General features: G+C 75.7%; 15 protein-coding genes. 2 read left to right on the top strand and 13 right to left on the bottom strand.

Annotated elements, in window-relative coordinates:
* Nucleotides 1-81: 81 nt before the first annotated feature.
* The 3 genes from purL to FMM08_RS11550 are packed head-to-tail and all read right to left on the bottom strand — an operon-like array spanning nucleotide 82 to nucleotide 4,619.
* On the bottom strand, nucleotides 82-2,388 hold the full coding sequence (gene purL, locus FMM08_RS11560; protein ID WP_222710682.1) for a phosphoribosylformylglycinamidine synthase subunit PurL: 2,307 nt from the start codon (nucleotides 2,386-2,388) through the stop codon (nucleotides 82-84).
* Between the two features lie 47 nt (nucleotides 2,389-2,435).
* Complete coding sequence (locus FMM08_RS11555) at nucleotides 2,436-3,203, bottom strand: hypothetical protein (protein WP_147926504.1); 768 nt, start codon at nucleotides 3,201-3,203, stop codon at nucleotides 2,436-2,438.
* 45 nt (nucleotides 3,204-3,248) lie between these two features.
* Nucleotides 3,249-4,619: a hypothetical protein gene (locus FMM08_RS11550; RefSeq protein WP_147926503.1), complete on the bottom strand. Its 1,371-nt coding sequence runs from the start codon at nucleotides 4,617-4,619 to the stop codon at nucleotides 3,249-3,251.
* 243 nt (nucleotides 4,620-4,862) lie between these two features.
* On the opposite strand from FMM08_RS11550, the gene FMM08_RS11545 reads away from it, so the two are divergent.
* Nucleotides 4,863-6,377 (top strand): nucleobase:cation symporter-2 family protein, encoded by a 1,515-nt coding sequence (locus tag FMM08_RS11545; protein ID WP_222710681.1) that lies wholly within the window; start codon nucleotides 4,863-4,865, stop codon nucleotides 6,375-6,377.
* On the opposite strand, the gene FMM08_RS11540 is transcribed toward FMM08_RS11545, so the two are convergent.
* From FMM08_RS11540 to purS, 4 genes are all read right to left on the bottom strand, one after another.
* Nucleotides 6,343-6,903 (bottom strand): RNA polymerase sigma factor, encoded by a 561-nt coding sequence (locus FMM08_RS11540; RefSeq protein ID WP_255472296.1) that lies wholly within the window; start codon nucleotides 6,901-6,903, stop codon nucleotides 6,343-6,345. The two genes, FMM08_RS11545 and FMM08_RS11540, sit on opposite strands and share 35 nt — an antisense overlap.
* Nucleotides 6,900-7,982, bottom strand: a complete 1,083-nt coding sequence (locus FMM08_RS11535) for a hypothetical protein (protein WP_147926502.1) — start codon at nucleotides 7,980-7,982, stop codon at nucleotides 6,900-6,902. Before FMM08_RS11535 ends, FMM08_RS11540 begins: the two co-directional genes overlap by 4 nt.
* Before the next feature lie 64 nt (nucleotides 7,983-8,046).
* A complete protein-coding gene (gene purQ, locus FMM08_RS23395) occupies nucleotides 8,047-8,748 on the bottom strand; it encodes a phosphoribosylformylglycinamidine synthase subunit PurQ (RefSeq protein ID WP_222710680.1) in 702 nt (233 codons plus the stop codon).
* Nucleotides 8,745-9,026 (bottom strand): phosphoribosylformylglycinamidine synthase subunit PurS, encoded by a 282-nt coding sequence (gene purS, locus FMM08_RS23390; protein WP_222710679.1) that lies wholly within the window; start codon nucleotides 9,024-9,026, stop codon nucleotides 8,745-8,747. Before purS ends, purQ begins: the two co-directional genes overlap by 4 nt.
* 116 nt (nucleotides 9,027-9,142) lie before the next feature.
* Between purS and FMM08_RS11525 the strand changes: the two genes are divergently transcribed.
* Entirely contained in the window at nucleotides 9,143-9,811 is a 669-nt protein-coding gene (locus tag FMM08_RS11525; protein ID WP_147926500.1) for an MBL fold metallo-hydrolase, read from the top strand.
* Nucleotides 9,812-9,910: 99 nt separating this feature from the next.
* On the opposite strand, the gene FMM08_RS11520 is transcribed toward FMM08_RS11525, so the two are convergent.
* The 6 genes from FMM08_RS11520 to FMM08_RS11495 all read right to left on the bottom strand — a co-directional run bounded on the left by FMM08_RS11520 (nucleotide 9,911) and on the right by FMM08_RS11495 (nucleotide 17,227).
* Nucleotides 9,911-11,386 carry a dihydrolipoyl dehydrogenase family protein gene (locus FMM08_RS11520; protein ID WP_147926663.1) on the bottom strand — a complete coding sequence of 492 codons (1,476 nt, stop codon included), beginning with the start codon at nucleotides 11,384-11,386 and terminating at the stop codon, nucleotides 9,911-9,913.
* Between the two features lie 74 nt (nucleotides 11,387-11,460).
* Nucleotides 11,461-12,408 carry a phosphoribosylaminoimidazolesuccinocarboxamide synthase gene (locus tag FMM08_RS11515; protein WP_147926499.1) on the bottom strand — a complete coding sequence of 316 codons (948 nt, stop codon included), beginning with the start codon at nucleotides 12,406-12,408 and terminating at the stop codon, nucleotides 11,461-11,463.
* Nucleotides 12,405-13,535 carry a hypothetical protein gene (locus FMM08_RS11510; protein WP_147926498.1) on the bottom strand — a complete coding sequence of 377 codons (1,131 nt, stop codon included), beginning with the start codon at nucleotides 13,533-13,535 and terminating at the stop codon, nucleotides 12,405-12,407. Before FMM08_RS11510 ends, FMM08_RS11515 begins: the two co-directional genes overlap by 4 nt.
* The gene (locus tag FMM08_RS11505; protein WP_147926497.1) at nucleotides 13,532-14,353 is read right to left on the bottom strand and encodes a hypothetical protein; all 822 of its coding nucleotides are present in this window, start codon (nucleotides 14,351-14,353) and stop codon (nucleotides 13,532-13,534) included. Before FMM08_RS11505 ends, FMM08_RS11510 begins: the two co-directional genes overlap by 4 nt.
* Nucleotides 14,354-14,495: 142 nt before the next feature.
* A complete protein-coding gene (gene purD / locus FMM08_RS11500) occupies nucleotides 14,496-15,794 on the bottom strand; it encodes a phosphoribosylamine--glycine ligase (RefSeq protein WP_147926496.1) in 1,299 nt (432 codons plus the stop codon).
* Nucleotides 15,791-17,227 (bottom strand): aspartate aminotransferase family protein, encoded by a 1,437-nt coding sequence (locus FMM08_RS11495; protein WP_147926495.1) that lies wholly within the window; start codon nucleotides 17,225-17,227, stop codon nucleotides 15,791-15,793. Before FMM08_RS11495 ends, purD begins: the two co-directional genes overlap by 4 nt.
* Nucleotides 17,228-17,230 lie beyond the last annotated feature (3 nt).

Below are 17,230 nucleotides of genomic sequence, written 5' to 3'. Positions count from 1 at the left end.
GATCACACCAGGTCTTGTTGGCAGCTTCCATGATCACGGGGGTTCGTGGTGGTGACTCCCATGATCACGGACGGAGGGGGGTCAGGCGCCGAAGACCTCGGGGAGGGTCCGCGTGTGGACGGCGCGCAGCTCGGACAGCGGCACCGAGAACAGCGGCGCGTCCGCGGCGACGTCGAGCACCGCCTCCTCGCCGTCGGCCTCGACACCGTCGGTCACGCCGATGCGCAGGTGGGCGATCCTGCGGGCGGTGCACATGTCGGTGAAGCGCACCTCCTCCTCGCGGGGGACGGCGACGACGACGCGGCCGGCCGACTCGCTGAACAGCGCGGTGGCGGCGTCGACGCCGTCGCGCTCGCACAGCTCGCCCAACCAGACCCGCGCACCGACGCCGCGGCGCAGGCAGCCCTCGACGAGCGCCTGCGAGAGGCCGCCCTCGGAGAGGTCGTGCGCGGCGTCGACGAGGCCGTCGCGGGAGGCGTTGACCAGCACGGACGCGAGCACCTTCTCGTGCTCGAGGTCCACGGCCGGGGGCAGGCCGCCGAGGTGGCCGTGCACCTCCCACGCCCACTCCGATCCGGAGAGCTCCTCGCGGGTGGTGCCCAGCAGGTACAGCTGCTGGCCGGGCAGCGCCCATCCCGACGGGGTGCGGCGGGCGACGTCGTCGAGGACGCCGAGCACGCCGACGACGGGGGTCGGGTGGATCGGCTCGGTCCCGGTCTGGTTGTAGAAGCTGACGTTGCCGCCGGTCACCGGCACGCCGAGCTCCACGCAGGCGTCCGCCAGGCCCGTGACGGCCTCGGAGAACTGCCACATGACGCCCGGGTCCTCCGGGGAGCCGAAGTTGAGGCAGTCGGTGACGGCCAGCGGCACCGCGCCTGCGGTGGCGACGTTGCGGTAGGACTCCGCGAGCGCGAGCTGCGCGCCGACCCGCGGGTCGAGGTGGGCGAAGCGGCCGTTGGCGTCGAGGGAGACCGCCACACCGAGGCCGCTCTCCTCGTCGACGCGGACCACGCCGGCGTCGTCGGGCATGGCCATCGCGGTGTTGCCGAGGACGTAGCGGTCGTACTGGTCGGTGATCCACGCGCGGCTGCAGAGGTTGGCGGAGCCGGCCAGCTGCAGCACCTGCCCGCGCAGCTCGTCACCGGTGGTGGGGCGGGGCAGCGCCTCGGCCGGGTCGGCCTGGAGCACGTCCATGTCGGCGGGGCGGGCCCAGGGGCGCACGTAGACGGGCCCCTCGTGGGCGACCGTGCGCGGGGGCACGTCGACCACGGTCTCGCCGTTCCAGGTGATCTGCAGGCGGCCGGTGCCGGTCACCTCGCCGATGACGACGGCCTCGACCTCCCACTTGGAGGTGATGGCCATGAACGCGTCGAGGTGCTCCGGCTCGACCACGGCCATCATCCGCTCCTGCGACTCGCTCATCAGCACCTCCTCGGGGCGCAGCGAGGAGTCGCGCAGGGGCACCGCGTCGAGGCGGACGGCCATGCCGCCGTCGCCGGCGGAGGCGAGCTCGGAGGTGGCGCACGAGAGCCCCGCGCCGCCGAGGTCCTGGATGCCGGCGACCACGCCGGCGTGGAAGAGCTCCAGGCAGCACTCGATGAGCAGCTTCTCGGCGAACGGGTCGCCCACCTGCACGGCGGGGCGCTTGGACGGGCCGCCCTCGTCGAAGGTCTCCGACGCGAGCACGGACACGCCGCCGATGCCGTCGCCACCGGTGCGAGAGCCGAAGAGCACCACGAGGTTGCCCTCGCCGGTGGCGTTGGCGAGGTGGATGTCCTCGTGGCGCATGGTGCCCACGCACAGCGCGTTGACCAGCGGGTTGCCCTGGTAGACCGGGTCGAAGATGACCTCGCCGCCGACGTTCGGCAGGCCGAGGCAGTTGCCGTAGCCGCCGACCCCGGCGACGACGCCGGGCACCACGCGGGCGGTGTCGGGGTGGTCGAGCGCACCGAAGCGCAGCGAGTCCATGACGGCCACCGGACGGGCGCCCATGGCGAGGATGTCGCGCACGATGCCGCCGACGCCGGTGGCCGCGCCCTGGTGGGGCTCGACGTAGCTGGGGTGGTTGTGGCTCTCCACCTTGAAGGTGACCGCCCAGCCGTCGCCGATGTCGACCACGCCCGCGTTCTCGCCGATGCCGACCAGCAGCTTCTCGCGCATCGCGTCGGTGGTCTTGACGCCGAACTGGCGCAGGTGCGTCTTGGAGGACTTGTAGGAGCAGTGCTCGCTCCACATGACCGAGTACATGGCCAGCTCGCACGCGGTGGGGCGGCGGCCGAGGATCGTGCAGATCCGCTCGAACTCGTCGTCCTTGAGCCCGAGCTCGCCGTAGGGCAGCTCGTGGTCGGGCGTCGCTGCGGCGTGGTCCACGGTGTCGAGCAGGCTCACGTGCCCAGAGCGTAGTGACCTGCGCGGACACCTCAGAACACCGCAGGTCAGAAGGACGACGACGGCGGGGCCGCTGGCTCAGGCGCCCGCTGCGCGGCGCGCGCCACCACCGCCGAGACGCCGGGCTGCGCGCGGACCCAGGCCTCCTGCGCCGTCCGCGCGCTGCACGCCCCCACGCGGACGGCGATCGCGGTGGAGCCGTCGACGGTGAAGACGCCGACCTGCCACAGCGGAAGCGGCTCGTTCCCCGGGGTGCCACCTGTGGTGGGCTGCTCCCAGCGGCGCACGACCGCCATCAGCTCCGGCCCACCGTCCACCCCCGGCTGGTGGGGCAGGACGAGCGCTTCGCGGCAGGGCCACTCGGCCTCGAGCTCGTCGTCGAGCCAGCTCTGGGGATCGCCGGTCTCGCCGGGGGGCCAGCGCAGCACGTCGAGGGTGGCGTACTGGGGTGAGGTGCCCTGCCACCACTGCCCGGCGATGTGCTCGGAAGCACCCGGAGCCGGATCGGACCTGGAGGGCGGCGCCGGTTCGGCACCGCACCTCGCGCGCAGGAGCGAGAGCTCCCACAGCTCGTCCCGCACCTCCCACCGGGGGCGCAGCGAGGCGTCGTCAGAGAGGCCCGGGAGCAGCTCGTCGAGGTCGTCGGTCATCAGCAGCGGACCGCCCGACGACGTGGCCGCCGCCTGCGGTGCACCGGCCGAGGAGCTGCTCGCGGTGACCTCACCGCGACCGCACCCGTTCGTCCCCAGCGCCACGAGGAGGACGACGACGAGCGCAGACGCACGGCCAGCAGCTCGCGAACGCACGGCGCTCACACGCGTCCTGCGCGGGCGGGCGGCCGGCGGGTTGCACACCGCCGATCACCGGCCGTCCATCGCGGCGGCGTCGGCGCGGACGACGTTGGCGGCCACGCGGCGCGCCAGCGCCGCCGCCGACGTGGCTGCCGCGTCGGCGTCCTCCGCCGTGCCCTCCACCAGGTCGACGCGCACCTGCACCGCGGTCGATCCTGCCGTCGTGGTGACCACCGCGCGCCAGCCGCCCTCGACCACGCGGCCGTCGCGCCACACCCCTCCCGGCGCCACCGCAGCGCTGGAGACCGATCCGGGCAGGGATCCCGCGGCGGCCGGGCGCGCGGCGGTGCACCCGGCGGCGTCGCTGCTCGTGGCATCCGCCCAGGTGTAGGCGCTCCGCTCGTCGGCGGAGCCGTCGGAGGCCCACCACCGCTTGACGTCGACGTCCACGAGGAGCTGGTGCTCGCGGTCACCCTCGGGCTCGAACAGCCCGCCGAGCTGGTCGGGCTCCTCTCCCTCGACGGCCAGCGGCTGCTGGGTCCAGTCGCACCAGGACCGCATCCAGCTGCCGCCCGTGCCGGCGCGCCCCAGGCCCACCCACTCCGGGTTCCCGGGGAACGATGCGGGGAGGTCAGTGCCCGTGACGACGGGGAGCTCGGGGGTGGACCCGCCGGGGAAGAGCGGCGCGACGTCGTCACCACGACCGGGCGCGTCGGAGAAGGCCGCGAGCGCGGTGTCGTCGACGCCGCTGCGACGGACGGCGTCGTCGGCGGCCAGCACGCGGGTGGCGGTCCGCTGCAGCAGGGCTCCGGCGGCCCGCCCCGCCTCCTCGGCGGAGGTGGACGCCGCGGTCGTGCCGACCTCCCACGCGGTCGGGCCGGCGGCGGCCAGCGCGTAGGCGCTCCACGACCTGGCCGGGACGGCGCCGCTGGTCGCCGGTTCGTCCCAGGGCACGGCGACGACGACGACGTCACCTGTCGCGCCGCCCCCCTCGCCCGCGGGCGGGTCCCCGAGGGCGTCGACCACCACCGCCCCGGGACACCGCGACGCCTCCCCGGAGACGTCGGCCACCCACGCGGCGGCCGCCTCCCCGCCGGCTGCTCCCGCGGGCCAGCGCAGCACCTCCGTGGTGGTGAAGCCGCTGGGGAACTCCTCGGGGGGCGCGCTGCGTGACCACGCCTGCGTCACCTCGCCCTCCGGGCGGGGGCCGGCCGCGGCGGTCGGGGCGCTGTGCTCGTCCACCGGGCCGCGCTCGCAGGCGCGCCGCAGCCACGCGGGTTGCATGTCGACGATCGCGTTCGTCCAACGGTCAGCGCCGGGCAGCACCTCGTCGAGGTCGGAGGCCTGCAGCAGCACCCGACGTCCAGCCAGCGGAGGGGCGGCGTCCCAGCGCGCGGGGTCCGCCAGTGCCGACGCCGTCGGGAGGGGTTCGGACGTCACGGAAGGAACGGCAGTCTGGTGAGACGCGCCGCATCCTGCGAGCAGCGCTGGAACCCCGAGGACGACGACGAGCGCGCGGGCCCGCGACAGACGCATGCCCCCAGGACGACACCGCGCGCCCCGCCGTTGCACGTGACGCGCCGGACGGCGTCCGCCTCGTCACACGACCGTGACACCGCGGTCACCGGGCGAGGCAGGTCCGGGCGCACGCTCAGGCGACTCCCCGTCTCCTCGGAGGTGCCCGTGTCCGCCGGTTCCACGAACCCAGCAGGCCCTGCCAGCCGCGGCAGCAGCGTCCACCCCGTCGACCGGGTGCCCCCACCGGGCCGCCTGCTGACCCTGGGCCTCCAGCACGTGCTGATCATGTACACCGGCTGCGTCACGGTGCCGCTGGTCTTCGGCGCGGCCGTCGGCCTGGACGCGTCGACCATCGGCCTGCTCATCAACGCCGACCTGCTCGTGGCGGGGATCATCACGATCATCCAGAGCCTGGGCATCGGGAAGGTCCTCGGAGTCCGGCTGCCCGTCGTCGCCGGGGCCACCTTCGCGGCGGTGACGCCGATGATCCTCATCGCCGGGGAGTACGGGCTGCAGGCGGTCTACGGCTCGTTCCTGGCCGCGGGCGTCTTCGGGCTGCTGGTGGCCGTGCCGTTCGCGCGGGTGGTGAGGTTCTTCCCGCCCGTGGTCACCGGCGTGACCATCACCGTCATCGGGCTGTCGCTCATCGGGGTGGCCGGTGGGCTGATCGCCGGCAACGACCCCACCGCCGACGACTACGCGACGCCCTCGCACCTGGGCCTGGCGGCCGCCGTCGTCGTCACGATCGTGCTGGTGACGCGGTTCGTCCGGGGGTTCCTGGGGCAGCTGGCCGTGCTGGCGGGCCTGGCCGTGGGCGTCGTCATCGCGGCGCCGATGGGGCTGGTCGACTTCTCCCCCGTCGGCAGCGCCTCGTGGATCGGCCTGGCCGAGCCGTTCCTCTTCGGCGCGCCGGAGTTCCCGCCTGCGGCGGTCATCGCCATGTGCATCGTCATGCTCGTGATCTTCACGGAGTCGACCGCGGACATGCTGGCCGTCGGTGAGCTGGTCGGACGGCCCGTCACCCCCAAGGCCCTCGCGCGGGGCCTCGCGGCCGACGGTCTGTCAGGCGTCCTCGCGGGCTCCTACAACGCCTTCCTCGACACCGCCTTCGCGCAGAACGTCGGCCTCATCTCCATGACCGGGGTCCGCAGCCGGTTCGTGGTCACCGCGGCCGGCGGCATCCTCGTGGTGCTCGGCCTGGTGCCCAAGATCGGTGAGGTGTTCGCCTCGCTGCCCGGCCCGGTGATCGGCGGGGCCGGGCTGGTGATGTTCGCGACAGTGGCCGCGGTCGGCATCCGCACCCTGGCGCGCGTGGACTGGCGCGACCGCGGCAACTCGGTGATCGTCGCCGTCGCGATCGGCGTGGGCATGCTGCCGGTGGTCAAGGCGGGGATCTACGGGAACTTCCCCTCGTGGGTGCAGATCATCCTCGGCAGCGCCATCACCGGGGCGGTGCTCACGGCGTTCGTGCTCAACCTGCTCTTCCACCACCTGCCGTGGCGCCCGGTGGAGCCCGAGCTCGCCCACGACGAGCCGCTCGCCGACACGACCATCGACCTCACGGCCCCCGGCGGACCCGCCAGCGGCCTCCCGGAGGGCGGGATGCCGGTCAGGGGCACCATGACCAGCGACCCGGCCGGAGCGGTCAGCCCTCCGAGCGGCTCACCGACCCGTCGGTGAGCACGCCGTCGCGGCGCAGCGCGGCCAGTCCGCGCGCGGCGCTGCTGCGCACCGTGGCCTGGGCCATGCCCAGCAGGTCGGCGATCTCCGCGTCGGGCAGCTGCTCGTAGTACCGCAGCACGAGCACCGCGCGGTGCCGCGGCGGCAGGCGGCGCAGGGCCGTGAGCAGGGCGTCGCGGTCACCGCGCTGCACCGCGCCGTCGTCGACGCCGCCGGACACCGGCTCCGGCAGCTCCTCGGGCTCGGTGGAGCGCTCGCGCCGCGTGGAGGCGCGCCGCCAGAAGCTCATCGCCTGGTTGACGAGCATGCGGTTGACGTACGCCGCCGGGTCGGACGCGGCGCTGACCCTCTCCCAGCTGACCAGGGCCTTGGCCAGCACCTCCTGCACGAGGTCCTCCGCGTCGGCCTCGGAGCGCACCAGGCCCCGGGCCATCGACAGCAGCGGGCCGCTGCGCGCGGCCACAAGGTCCTCGAAGCCCCACGCCTGGTCGGCGCGGGGCCTGCGGAGCAGGGAGGCGATGCTCACGGCGCCCCCGAGGAGGGCAGGGGCGCGGAGAAGGAGGCGCTGCCGCCGGTCGCCCGCGTCACGGCCGCGCGGACGGCGGGCACGAGTGCGCTGTAGGCGGCCTGGGCGCTGGAGGCGTCGGACGTGGCGTCGAGCTGGACGAGCTCGCTGCCGATCGCCACGTAGACCCGCAGCGTCGGGGAGCCCTGGCCGGACGTGGAGGCCAGGACCAGCGCCTCGCCGCCGTCGGGCGTCACGGCGCTCGCGTCGAGCGCCGCGGTCGGCCCGGTGCCCTCCAGGCCGGGGCCGGAGCACCCGGGCACCGCCTGGCGGACCTGCTCCAGGGCCGAGGCGGCGGCAGCGGGACCACCGACGACGGCGACGCGCTCCACGACCCCGGGCGGCTCCGCCGCGGAGGCCGAGGGCGCGGCGGTGAGGTCGACGCGCCACAGCTGCAGCGCGTCCACGGACCCAGCGTCCCCGTCGACGCAGGCGCCCAGCGTCAGCCTGGGGTCGGACTCCGGCGCCGGTGCGGACTCACGGACCGGCACGGAGAAGGCACCGGTGAGGTCGGCGGCGGTGAGCATCGACGCCTCGCTGAGCGTCGGGACGTTCGCGTCCGCCAGCGACTCGCTCTGGGAGGTCGCGGTCGGTCCACCGGCGGCTCCACCGCCCTGCAGCTCACCGGACCTCTCGCTCGGTGCGGCGGCCGGAGCAGGGCCGCCACCCGAGCCGGAGTCGGCCGAGCTGCCTGCGGCGGAACCGCCTGACGCCCCTCCGCTCAGGGAGAGGTCGAGCTGCGGCAGCACGAGGCTCCCGAGGAACACCACCACGGCCGCCGCCGCGGCCGCCCCAACCAGCGCGGCGGCCTGGCGGCGCCGGTGCAGCCTGGCGGCGCGTCGCTCCACCGCCGCCAGCAGCGACGCCGGCGCCTGGCGCCGCGACTGCTCGGACGCGCCGCTCGCCGTCGTCCTGGTCTCCGAGGCCGACGACGAGCCGTGACCCTCGCCGAGGGCGGCGCGGAAGGCGCGCGCCACGTCGTCGGAGCCCTCGTCGGGGTCTCCTCCGGTGCGCCCGGTCAGGTCGGTCGGTCGGTCCACGGGTCTAGGACGCCTCCGCCGGTGGTGCCGTGGCAGGGAGGTGCGTGATCACCCGGACGGGCGCTCAGGCGCTCGCGAGCGCCTGGAGCACCGAGGTGAAGAAGCCGAGGCCGTCGGTGCCGTTCCGGCTGGCGCCGCCACCGTGCTCGGTGGGGCCGTAGCCCGGCTCGGTGGCGTGCTCGGGGTGCGGCATGAGGCCCACCACGCGCCCGGAGGCGTCGCGGACGCCGGCGATGTCGCGCTGGGAGCCGTTGGGGTTGCCACCGACGTAGCGGAAGACCACGCGGCCCTCACCCTCGAGCTCGTCGAGGGTGCGCTGGTCGGCGTTGTAGCCGCCCTCTCCGTTCTTCAGCGGGACGACGACCTCCTGGCCGTTCTCGAAGGCCGAGGTCCACGCGGTGGAGGCGTCCTCGACGCGCAGGCGCTGGTCGCGGCAGACGAACGTGCGCACGTCGTTGCGGACGAGCGCGCCCGGCAGCAGACCGGCCTCGCACAGCACCTGGAAGCCGTTGCAGATGCCCAGCACGGGCATGCCGCCGCGGGCCGCCTCGACCACCGAGCCCATGACGGGGGCGATGCTGGCGATGGCGCCGGCGCGCAGGTAGTCGCCGTAGGAGAAGCCGCCCGGCAGGACGACCGCGTCGACACCGCGCAGGTCGGCGTCGGCGTGCCACAGCGAGACCGCCTCACCGCCGCCGCGGACGACGGCGCGCGAGGCGTCGCGGTCGTCCAGGGAGCCCGGGAAGGTGACGACGCCGATCTTCACGCCGAGGCCCCGGCTGCCACCTGGTCGGCGGCGTCGGCGTCGACCACGGCGACGACGTCCTCGATGACGGGGTTCGCGAGGAGCTTCTCGGCGGCCTTGCGGGCCTTCGCGAGGACGTCCGGCGTGACCGGCCCCTCGACGACCAGCTCGAACCTCTTGCCCTGCCTCACGTCCACGAACCCCTCGAGGCCCAGGCGCGGCAGCGCAGCGGCCACCGCCTTGCCCTGGGGGTCGAGGATCTCGGGCTTCGGCATCACCTGGACCAGCACGCGTCCCACGGACCAGGAGCCTAGAGGACCGGAGAGGGCGTTCCGTCCACCCGCCCGGGGGGTGCCCGAGCGGGCTCGGCGCAGCAGCGGTTTGCGCTGTCCTGCCTGGTCGGCAGGATGCGGGCATGCGCATCTCGCACCTCGGACACGCCTGCCTGCTGGTCGAGGCGGCCGGCACGCGCGTGCTGGTCGACCCGGGCACCTTCTCCACCGGCTGGGAGGAGCTCGGCGACCTCGACGCCCTGCTCGTGACGCACCAGCACCCCGACCACGTGGACGTCGAGAAGCTGCCGGCGCTGCTGGAGGGCAACGACGGCGTGCTGGTGCGCGCCGAGCCCGAGACGGCTGCGTCGCTGGCCGACTCCCGCCTCGGGGCGGACGGAGACGTCGACCTGGCGGCGTTCCACCCCGGTGAGGTGCTGCAGCTGGGGGCGCTGACCGTGCGCGCCGTCGGCGGGCAGCACGCGTCCATCCACCCCGACGTGCCCCGCGTGGGCAACGCGGGCCTGGTCTTCAGCGCTCCGGGCGAGCCGGTGCTGTTCGTACCCGGTGACGCCTACGACACCACCCCCGAGGGCGTCGACGTGCTGGCGCTGCCGCTCAACGCGCCGTGGGCGACGTCGGCGATGACCGTCGACTTCCTGCGCGCCGTGGCCCCGTCGGTGGCCGCCGTGCCGGTGCACGACGCCCTGCTGTCGGCGACGGGCCGCAAGGGCTACCTCGCCAACATCGGGCGCCTGTGCGGCGACGTGGACGTCCGCGACGACGGCGGCCGCGGCGTCCACGAGTTCTGATCCCGCGCCCTGACCCCATCCGTGATCATGGACGTCACCACCACGACGTTCCATGATCACGGCAGGTGGTGTCGGTGACGTCCATGATCACGGTGGGGGTCAGAGGCCGTAGGCCTCCAGGAGGCGCAGCCAGACCTCGCTGATCGTCGGGTAGCTCGGCACGGCGTGCCACAGGCGCTCCAGCGGCACCTCGCCGACCACCGCGACGGTGGCCGAGTGGATCAGCTCGGCGGTGTCCGGTCCCACGAAGGTCACGCCGACCACCACCCGGCGGTCCTCGTCGACCACCATCCGGGCCCACCCGGTGTACCCGTCGGCGTGCAGCGCGGAGCCGGCCACGGCGATGTCGAGGTCCACCACCCGCGTGCGCAGACCGGCGCGCTCGGCCGCCGCAGCGGTCAGCCCCACCGACGTCACCTCGGGGTCGGTGAACGTCACCTGGGTGACCGCGCGCTGCTGGGCGGTGGTCGCGTGGGCGCCCCACGCGCCGTCGGCGACCTCCTGGCCCTTCGCCCGGGCAGCGATGACGTCACCGACGGCGCGCGCGACGTACTTGCCCATGTGCGTCAGCGGGGCGTCACCGGTGACGTCGCCGGCGCCGTACAGCCACGGCTGCTCCCCCTGGTCCAGGCCCGTGGCCGCGCCCGTGGTGTCGACGGCGAGGGCCGCGTCGGTGGGCAGCCCCACGGTGTCGAGCCCCACGTCGCCCACCGCCGGACGGCGGCCGGTGGCGACCAGCAGCTCGTCGGCCACGAGGGACGTCCCGTCGGCCAGCACCAGCGTCACCGGGCCGGAGTCCCCTTCGCGGCTGACCGCCGCGGCCTTCGCGTGCAGGCGCACGTCCACGCCGTCATCGCGCATCGCGTCCGCCACCAGCTCGCCGGCCTTCGCCTCGTTCTTGCTGAGCAGCGTGGAGGACGCCACGAGGGTCACCCGCGACCCGAGCCGCGCGAACGCCTGCGCGAGCTCGCAGCCCACCACACCGGCGCCGAGCACCAGCAGGCTCGCGGGCACCTCGGCGGCGCTGGTGGCCTCCCGGCTGCCCCAGTGGGGCGTCGGCGACGGCCCGCGCAGCCCGTCCACGGGCGGCAGGGACGGCGTGGAGCCGGTGGCGACGACGACGGCGCGGCGGGCGGCGATCGTCGTCGTCGCGCCGTCGGGGGCGGTGACCTCCACGCGCTTCTCACCCGCGACGCGGCCGTGGCCCCGGACCACGGTGATGTCCGCGCCGACGGCCCACTCCACCTGGCCGCCGTCGTCCCACCCGGAGGTGAAGGAGTCGCGCCGGGCCAGCACCGCTGCGGCGTTCGCGGGTCCCGTGACCGCCTCGCGCGCCCCGGGCAGGCGCCGGGCGGCGGCCAGCGCCTGCGTGGGGCGGATGAGCGCCTTGGACGGCATGCACGCCCAGTAGGAGCACTCACCGCCCAGCAGCTCGGTCTCGACGACGACGGCGCTCAACCCGCCGCGCACGGCGCGCGCGGCGACGTTCTCCCCCACCGGACCACCGCCGATGACGACGACGTCGGTCTCGGTGACGTCAGGCGCGGGCGTCGTCCGCTCGTCGGAGGGGTGCAGGTCGTGGGTGTGCGAGGGCGTGGGCACGGCGCCCACGCTGCCCGATGGGCGCTGTCACCGCCAGCGGCGGCGGACTACTGCCAGCGGCGCCCGGTGAGCCGCTCGTAGGCCTCGACGTACCGGTCGCGGGTGCGCTCGACCACGTCGTCGGGGAGGGCCGGCGGCGGCTCGGCCGAGGTGCGCGACCACCCGGAGGCGGGCGAGGTGAGCCAGTCGCGCACGTACTGCTTGTCGAAGCTCGGCTGCGCGCGGCCCGGCTGCCAGCCGTCCGCGGGCCAGAAGCGGGAGGAGTCGGGGGTGAGCAGCTCGTCGCCGAGGACGAGCGAGGCCGGGTCGTCGGGGTCGCCGCCAGGGTCCAGGCCGAGCTCGACCTTGGTGTCGGCCAGCAGCACGCCGCGCTCGGTGGCCACCGCGGCGCCGCGGCTGTACAGCTCCACGGTGACCCGCTTGAGCTGCGCCCCGCGCTCCGCGCCGACCAGGGCCGCGACCCCGGCCTCGTTGATCGGCTCGTCGTGCAGGCCCACCGCGGCCTTGGTGGTGGGGGTGAACAGCGGCGCGCGCAGGCGGTCGCCGTCCTCCAGGCCCGGCGGCAGCTCCACGCCGGCCAGCGACCCGGTGGCGCGGTACTCCGCGAGCCCCGAGCCGGTGAGGTAGCCGCGGGCGATGCACTCCACCGGGAGCATGTCGAGGCGGCGGACCACCATCGACCGGCCCGCGACCTGGGCGGGCACGCCGTGCTCGGCACCGGCGCCCACCACGTGGTGGCGCACGAGGCCCCAGTCGTCCAGCTGCTCGAACCACCACAGGCTCAGGGCGGTCAGCAGCGCGCCCTTGTCGGGGATGGGGGTGGCGAGCACGTGGTCGTAGGCGCTGATCCGGTCGCTGACCACCAGCAGCAGCAGCGACGGGTCGGCCTGGGAGGTGTACAGCTGGCGGACCTTGCCGGCGTGCAGCGGGCTCCAGCCCGGCAGCTCCTGCGGCAGGTCGCGCGCGGACGCGGCGTCGGTCTCAGGCGTGCTCACCCGGCAAACCCTGGCAGGGGCGTCCCCCGCAGCGGCGCGGGGGTGGACAGACCGCGGGCCGCGTCAGCCGCCCAGCGCACCGCGAGGTCGGCCTGGTCGAGGCTGAGCAGCGGCACCGACGCGACGGTGCCCGGTGCACCCACGGCGGTGGAGGCGACCGAGAAGGTCCACCGCTGCTCCACCAGGAGCACCGCCTGGTGGATGGTGACCACGCGCGCTGACGGCGCAGCACCGGCCGGGTCGTCCGGTCCGCTCGGGCTGTCGAGCACGCGCTGCCACGACCGCAGCGCCACCACCTGCTGCTCCCCGGAGGGGCTGGTCACCGAGCGCAGCGTGCACGCGGGCACGGGAGCGCCGTCGTGGCCGTCGGGCACGACCACCGCACCGGGCACGGCGCACGGGTCGGTGACCTGCGGCGGGGTCAGCGGCGTGGTGATCCGCCAGGCCACGGTCGAGACCGGCGCGCTGCCCACCGCCAGCCCCACCACCTGCGTGCCGGCCACGGCGGGGACCGGCACCGCGGCGCCGGGGGCGTCCTCACCCGGGTCGTCCGCCGACGGCTGGGCGGTGCGGACGGCGTCGAGGAGGCGGGGAGACCCGTCGCCGAGGCGCTGCGCGGTGGTGCGCACCGTGCGCGTGGTGGCGGTCGACCAGTCGAGGTCCGGCAGCCGCGGCGCCGCAGCGGCCAGGGCCCTGGTCATCAGCCGCTGCTGGAAGCCGAGGTCCTCCGGGAGCACCACCAGCGCGTCGAGCTGCCGCCGGGCGTGGTCGGCGGACCGCCGCTGCTGCTCCTGCCACGCGGCCGCCTGCGCGTCCGCGCGCGCGACCTGGGCGGCGCGCGCGGCGGCCACCGCCATCTGCTCGCGCTGCTGCTCGTGGCGGACCAGCGACAGGGCGACGACGACGACCGCCGCGCAGGCGCCCACCGCGAGCGCGGTGCGCCGCCGCCGTCCGCGGGGAGCTGTCCCGCCCCGACCGCTGCCGTCCGGGCCGCACGCAGCACCGGACGGCCAGGCGTCGTCGTCGAGGTCGAGGTCGGCACCGTAGTCGCTGCCGTCGCTGTCGTCGGTCCAGGCGCTGCGGTCGGCGGAGGAGGCGCCCCGCGGACGGGCGTGCAGGCGGCTCACGACCCCACCGCCGCCAGCAGCGCCGCCGCGGCGGCCCCCAGCTCCGGGCCGTCCAGCGGCAGGTCCGCGCCGCCGGTGCTCCAGACCGCGACGGACGCGGCGCGCCCGTCGCTGACCAGCACCACCTCCCGGACGCGCACGCCACCGGCCCCCGTGGAGCCGCCCTCCCTCACTGCGGTGCCGCGCAGGCCGGCGGCCATCACCCGGCAGCCGAGGGCGGCCCCTCCGCCCTGCGCCGGGCTCCAGTCCGCGATGCGCACCGCCGGGACGGAGCAGGGGTCGCTTCCGCTGGTGGCGCTCAGCCCGGTGACGAGGCGGTAGCCGATCCGCTGGGTCCCGGAGGCGTCCACCGCCTGGGGCCAGACGCCCACCACCTGCAGGTCGACGGGTTCGTCGGCGCGGGCGGCGCGGGGGCCGAGGTCGGCGGGCCACCAGACCACGCCGTCCTGCCCGTCCGCCGGGCCGGCGCCGGCGGCCGCGCCGACGGCCCGGCTCGCGGACCTGACGAGCAGCAGGCGCTGCTCCAGGGCGTTGGCGCCGGCCCGGCCCTCGTGCATCCGCTCCTCCTCGGCGGCGGCCAGAGCAGCGGCCCGGGCCGCGGCGCGCTGGTCGGCGAGGGCGGAGCGGTGCTGCCAGGCCCCGGCCGCGACGAGCCCGCCCACCACGAGCACGGCGACTGCGGCGGCGCTGCGGGACCGGCGGCGCGGAGCGCTGGACGGGTGCTCCGGCGGGTCGTGCGAGGGGGGGCCGGGCTGTCCGGGGGCGTCGTCGTCCGCGGACAGGTCGACGAGCTCGACCTCGCCTGCGCCGGCGGCCACAGCGCATCATCACCCCGCCGGCCGCCTCGCGGCTACCGGACCCCCTCCCTGACCTGCGCGATCAAGGAAGCCGCACGCGCCGTCCGTGCGCGGCTCCCTCGATCGTCGCGAGGTGGGGGCCGCTCAGGGGCTGGCCGTCGTGTCAGCGGACGGTGAGGGCGCCCTCGGCGGCAGCGGCTGCGATGTCGGTGCGCCACTGGCCGCCCTCGAGCGAGACGGCGGCCAGCCGCTCGTAGGCGGCGGACCGCGCGGCGGCCAGGTCGGCACCGGAGCCGACCACCGACAGCACCCGGCCGCCGGCCGAGACCAGCTGGCCGTCGGCGTCCAGCGCGGTGCCCGCGTGGAGGACCCACGCGCCCTGCCCGGAGGCGCCCGCCTCGGCGCCAGTCAGCGCACCGCCGGTCTGCGCCGACGCCGGGTACCCGGGGGCCGCGAGGACGACGACGACGGCGGCCCCGCGGGACCAGCGCAGCGGACCGACGTCGGCGAGGTGCTCGGAGAGGCGACCGGTGGCGCACGCCTGCAGCAGCGCGCCCAGCGGCGTGCGCAGGCGCGCGAGCACGACCTGCGTCTCGGGGTCTCCGAAGCGGGCGTTGAACTCCACCACCCGCACCCCGCGGGAGGTGAGGGCGAGCCCGCAGTAGAGGACGCCCGCGAAGGGCGTGCCGCGGCGTCGCATCTCGTCGACGACGGGCTGGGCGACGCGCTCGACGACCTCGTCGACCAGGCCGTCGGGCGCCCAGGGCAGCGGGGAGTAGGCCCCCATGCCGCCGGTGTTGGGGCCCTCGTCGCCGTCGAGGGCGCGCTTGAAGTCCTGGGCGGGTGCCAGCGGGACCACCGAGGTGCCGTCGGACAGCACGAACAGCGAGACCTCGGGACCGTCGAGGAAGTCCTCGACCACCACCTGCGCGCCGGCGCGGGACAGGCAGGCCGCGGCGTGCTCGAGGGCCTCCTCGCGCGAGGACGTCACGACGACGCCCTTGCCGGCGGCCAGGCCGTCGTCCTTGACCACGTGCGGGGCGCCGAAGAGGTCCAGCGCCTCGGCCACCTCCTCGACCGTGCTGCAGACCCGGGCCATGGCGGTGGGGACGCCGGCAGCGGCCATCACCTGCTTGGCGAAGGCCTTGCTGCCCTCGAGCTCCGCGGCGTGGGCGGAGGGGCCGAAGCAGGCGATCCCGGCGGCGCGGACGGCGTCTGCGACGCCGGCCACCAGCGGCGCCTCGGGACCGACGACGACGAGGTCGACGCCCAGCTCCTGGGCCAGCGCGGTGACGGCGTCGCCGTCGCACGGGTCGACGGGGAGGCAGCCGAGCACGCCGGGCTCCGCCGCCGGTCCGGGGCCGCCGGGGGCCACCCACACCGCGGCGACGGCCTCGTCGGAGGCCAGGGAGCGGGCGAGGGCGTGCTCGCGCGCGCCGGTGCCGATGACGAGGACCTTCACGCGCTGAACACCTCTCCGAGGGCGGCGTCGAGCTGGGCGAGCCCCCAGCGGGCCTCGTCGTCGCCCGTCGTGCACGGGGGCACCACGTGGGTGCGGCTGCCGTTGACGAACGGCAGCAGGCCGCGCGACAGGCACGCCTTCGTGAACGCGGCCATGGGGGCGTTCGCCGCGCCGGTGGCGCCGGCAGGCACCACGGGCTCGCGGGTCTCGCGGCTCTTGACCAGCTCCACGGCCCAGAACACGCCGGTGCCGCGGACCTCGCCGACGACGTCGTGCCGCTCGGCGACCTCCCGCAGCGCCGGGCCGATCACGTCCTCGCCGAGGTGGCGGGCGTGCTCCACCACGCCCTCGTCCTCCATGGCGCGGATGGTGGCCACGGACGCGGCGCAGGCCAGCGGGTGGCCTGAGTAGGTGAGCCCGCCGGGGAAGGCGCGCTCGTCGAAGGTGGCGGCCACCTCGTCGGACAGCACGACGGCGCCCAGCGGCACGTAGCCGGAGTTGACGCCCTTGGCGATGGTCACGACGTCGGGGTCGATGCGCTCGCCGTCGCCGTGCACGTCGTACCCGAACCACGTGCCCGTGCGCCCGAACCCGGCCATGACCTCGTCGAGGACCAGCACGATGCCGTGGCGGCGGGTGATCTCGCGCACCCCGGCGAGGTAGCCCTGCGGCGGCACCATGATCCCCGCGGTGCCCGGCACGGACTCCAGCACGAGCGCCGCGATGGTGCTGGGTCCCTCCAGGGCGATGACCTGCTCGAGGTGCTCCAGCGCGCGCTGGCACTCCTCGGCCTCGCTGGTGGCGTGGAACACCGAGCGGTACAGGTACGGCCCGAAGAAGTGGACGACCCCCTCGGCCCCGGAGTCGTTGGCCCAGCGGCGCGGGTCTCCGGTGAGGTGGATCGCCGTCTGGGTGTTGCCGTGGTAGCTGCGGTAGCGCGCCAGCACCTTCCGGCGGCCGGTGTGCTGGCGGGCCGCGCGGACGGCGTTCTCGTTGGCCTCGGCGCCGCCGGTGGTGAAGAACACCTTGTTGAGGCGGCTCCCCGGCAGGTGGGAGGTGATGAGGCGGGCGGCCTCGCCGCGCACGTCCACGGCGTGCTGGGGGGCCACGGTGGCGAGCCTCGCGGCCTGCTCGCCGATCGCCGAGACCACCCTGGGGTGCGCGTGGCCGATGTTGGTGAACACCAGCTGGCTGGAGAAGTCGAGCAGGGGCCGGCCCTCGCCGTCGTACACCCAGGAGCCCTCGGCACCGGTGACCACCATCGGTGAGATGAGCTTCTGCGCCGACCACGAGTGGAAGACGTGCGCGCTGTCGAGCTCGCGGGTGCGGGCGACGGCGGCGGCGTCCACCGGACGCGACGCCGGCACCACGCCGCCCGACGGCGAGCCTGCCGCGCTCGTCGTCGTGGTGGTCGGGACGGCGGTGCTCGGCATGGG

It is taken from the genome of Quadrisphaera setariae (genome assembly GCF_008041935.1).
GTDB lineage: Bacteria > Actinomycetota > Actinomycetes > Actinomycetales > Quadrisphaeraceae > Quadrisphaera > Quadrisphaera setariae.
The sequence above is the reverse complement of the archived record's forward strand: the minus strand, read 5'-3'. Positions and strand labels throughout refer to the sequence as shown.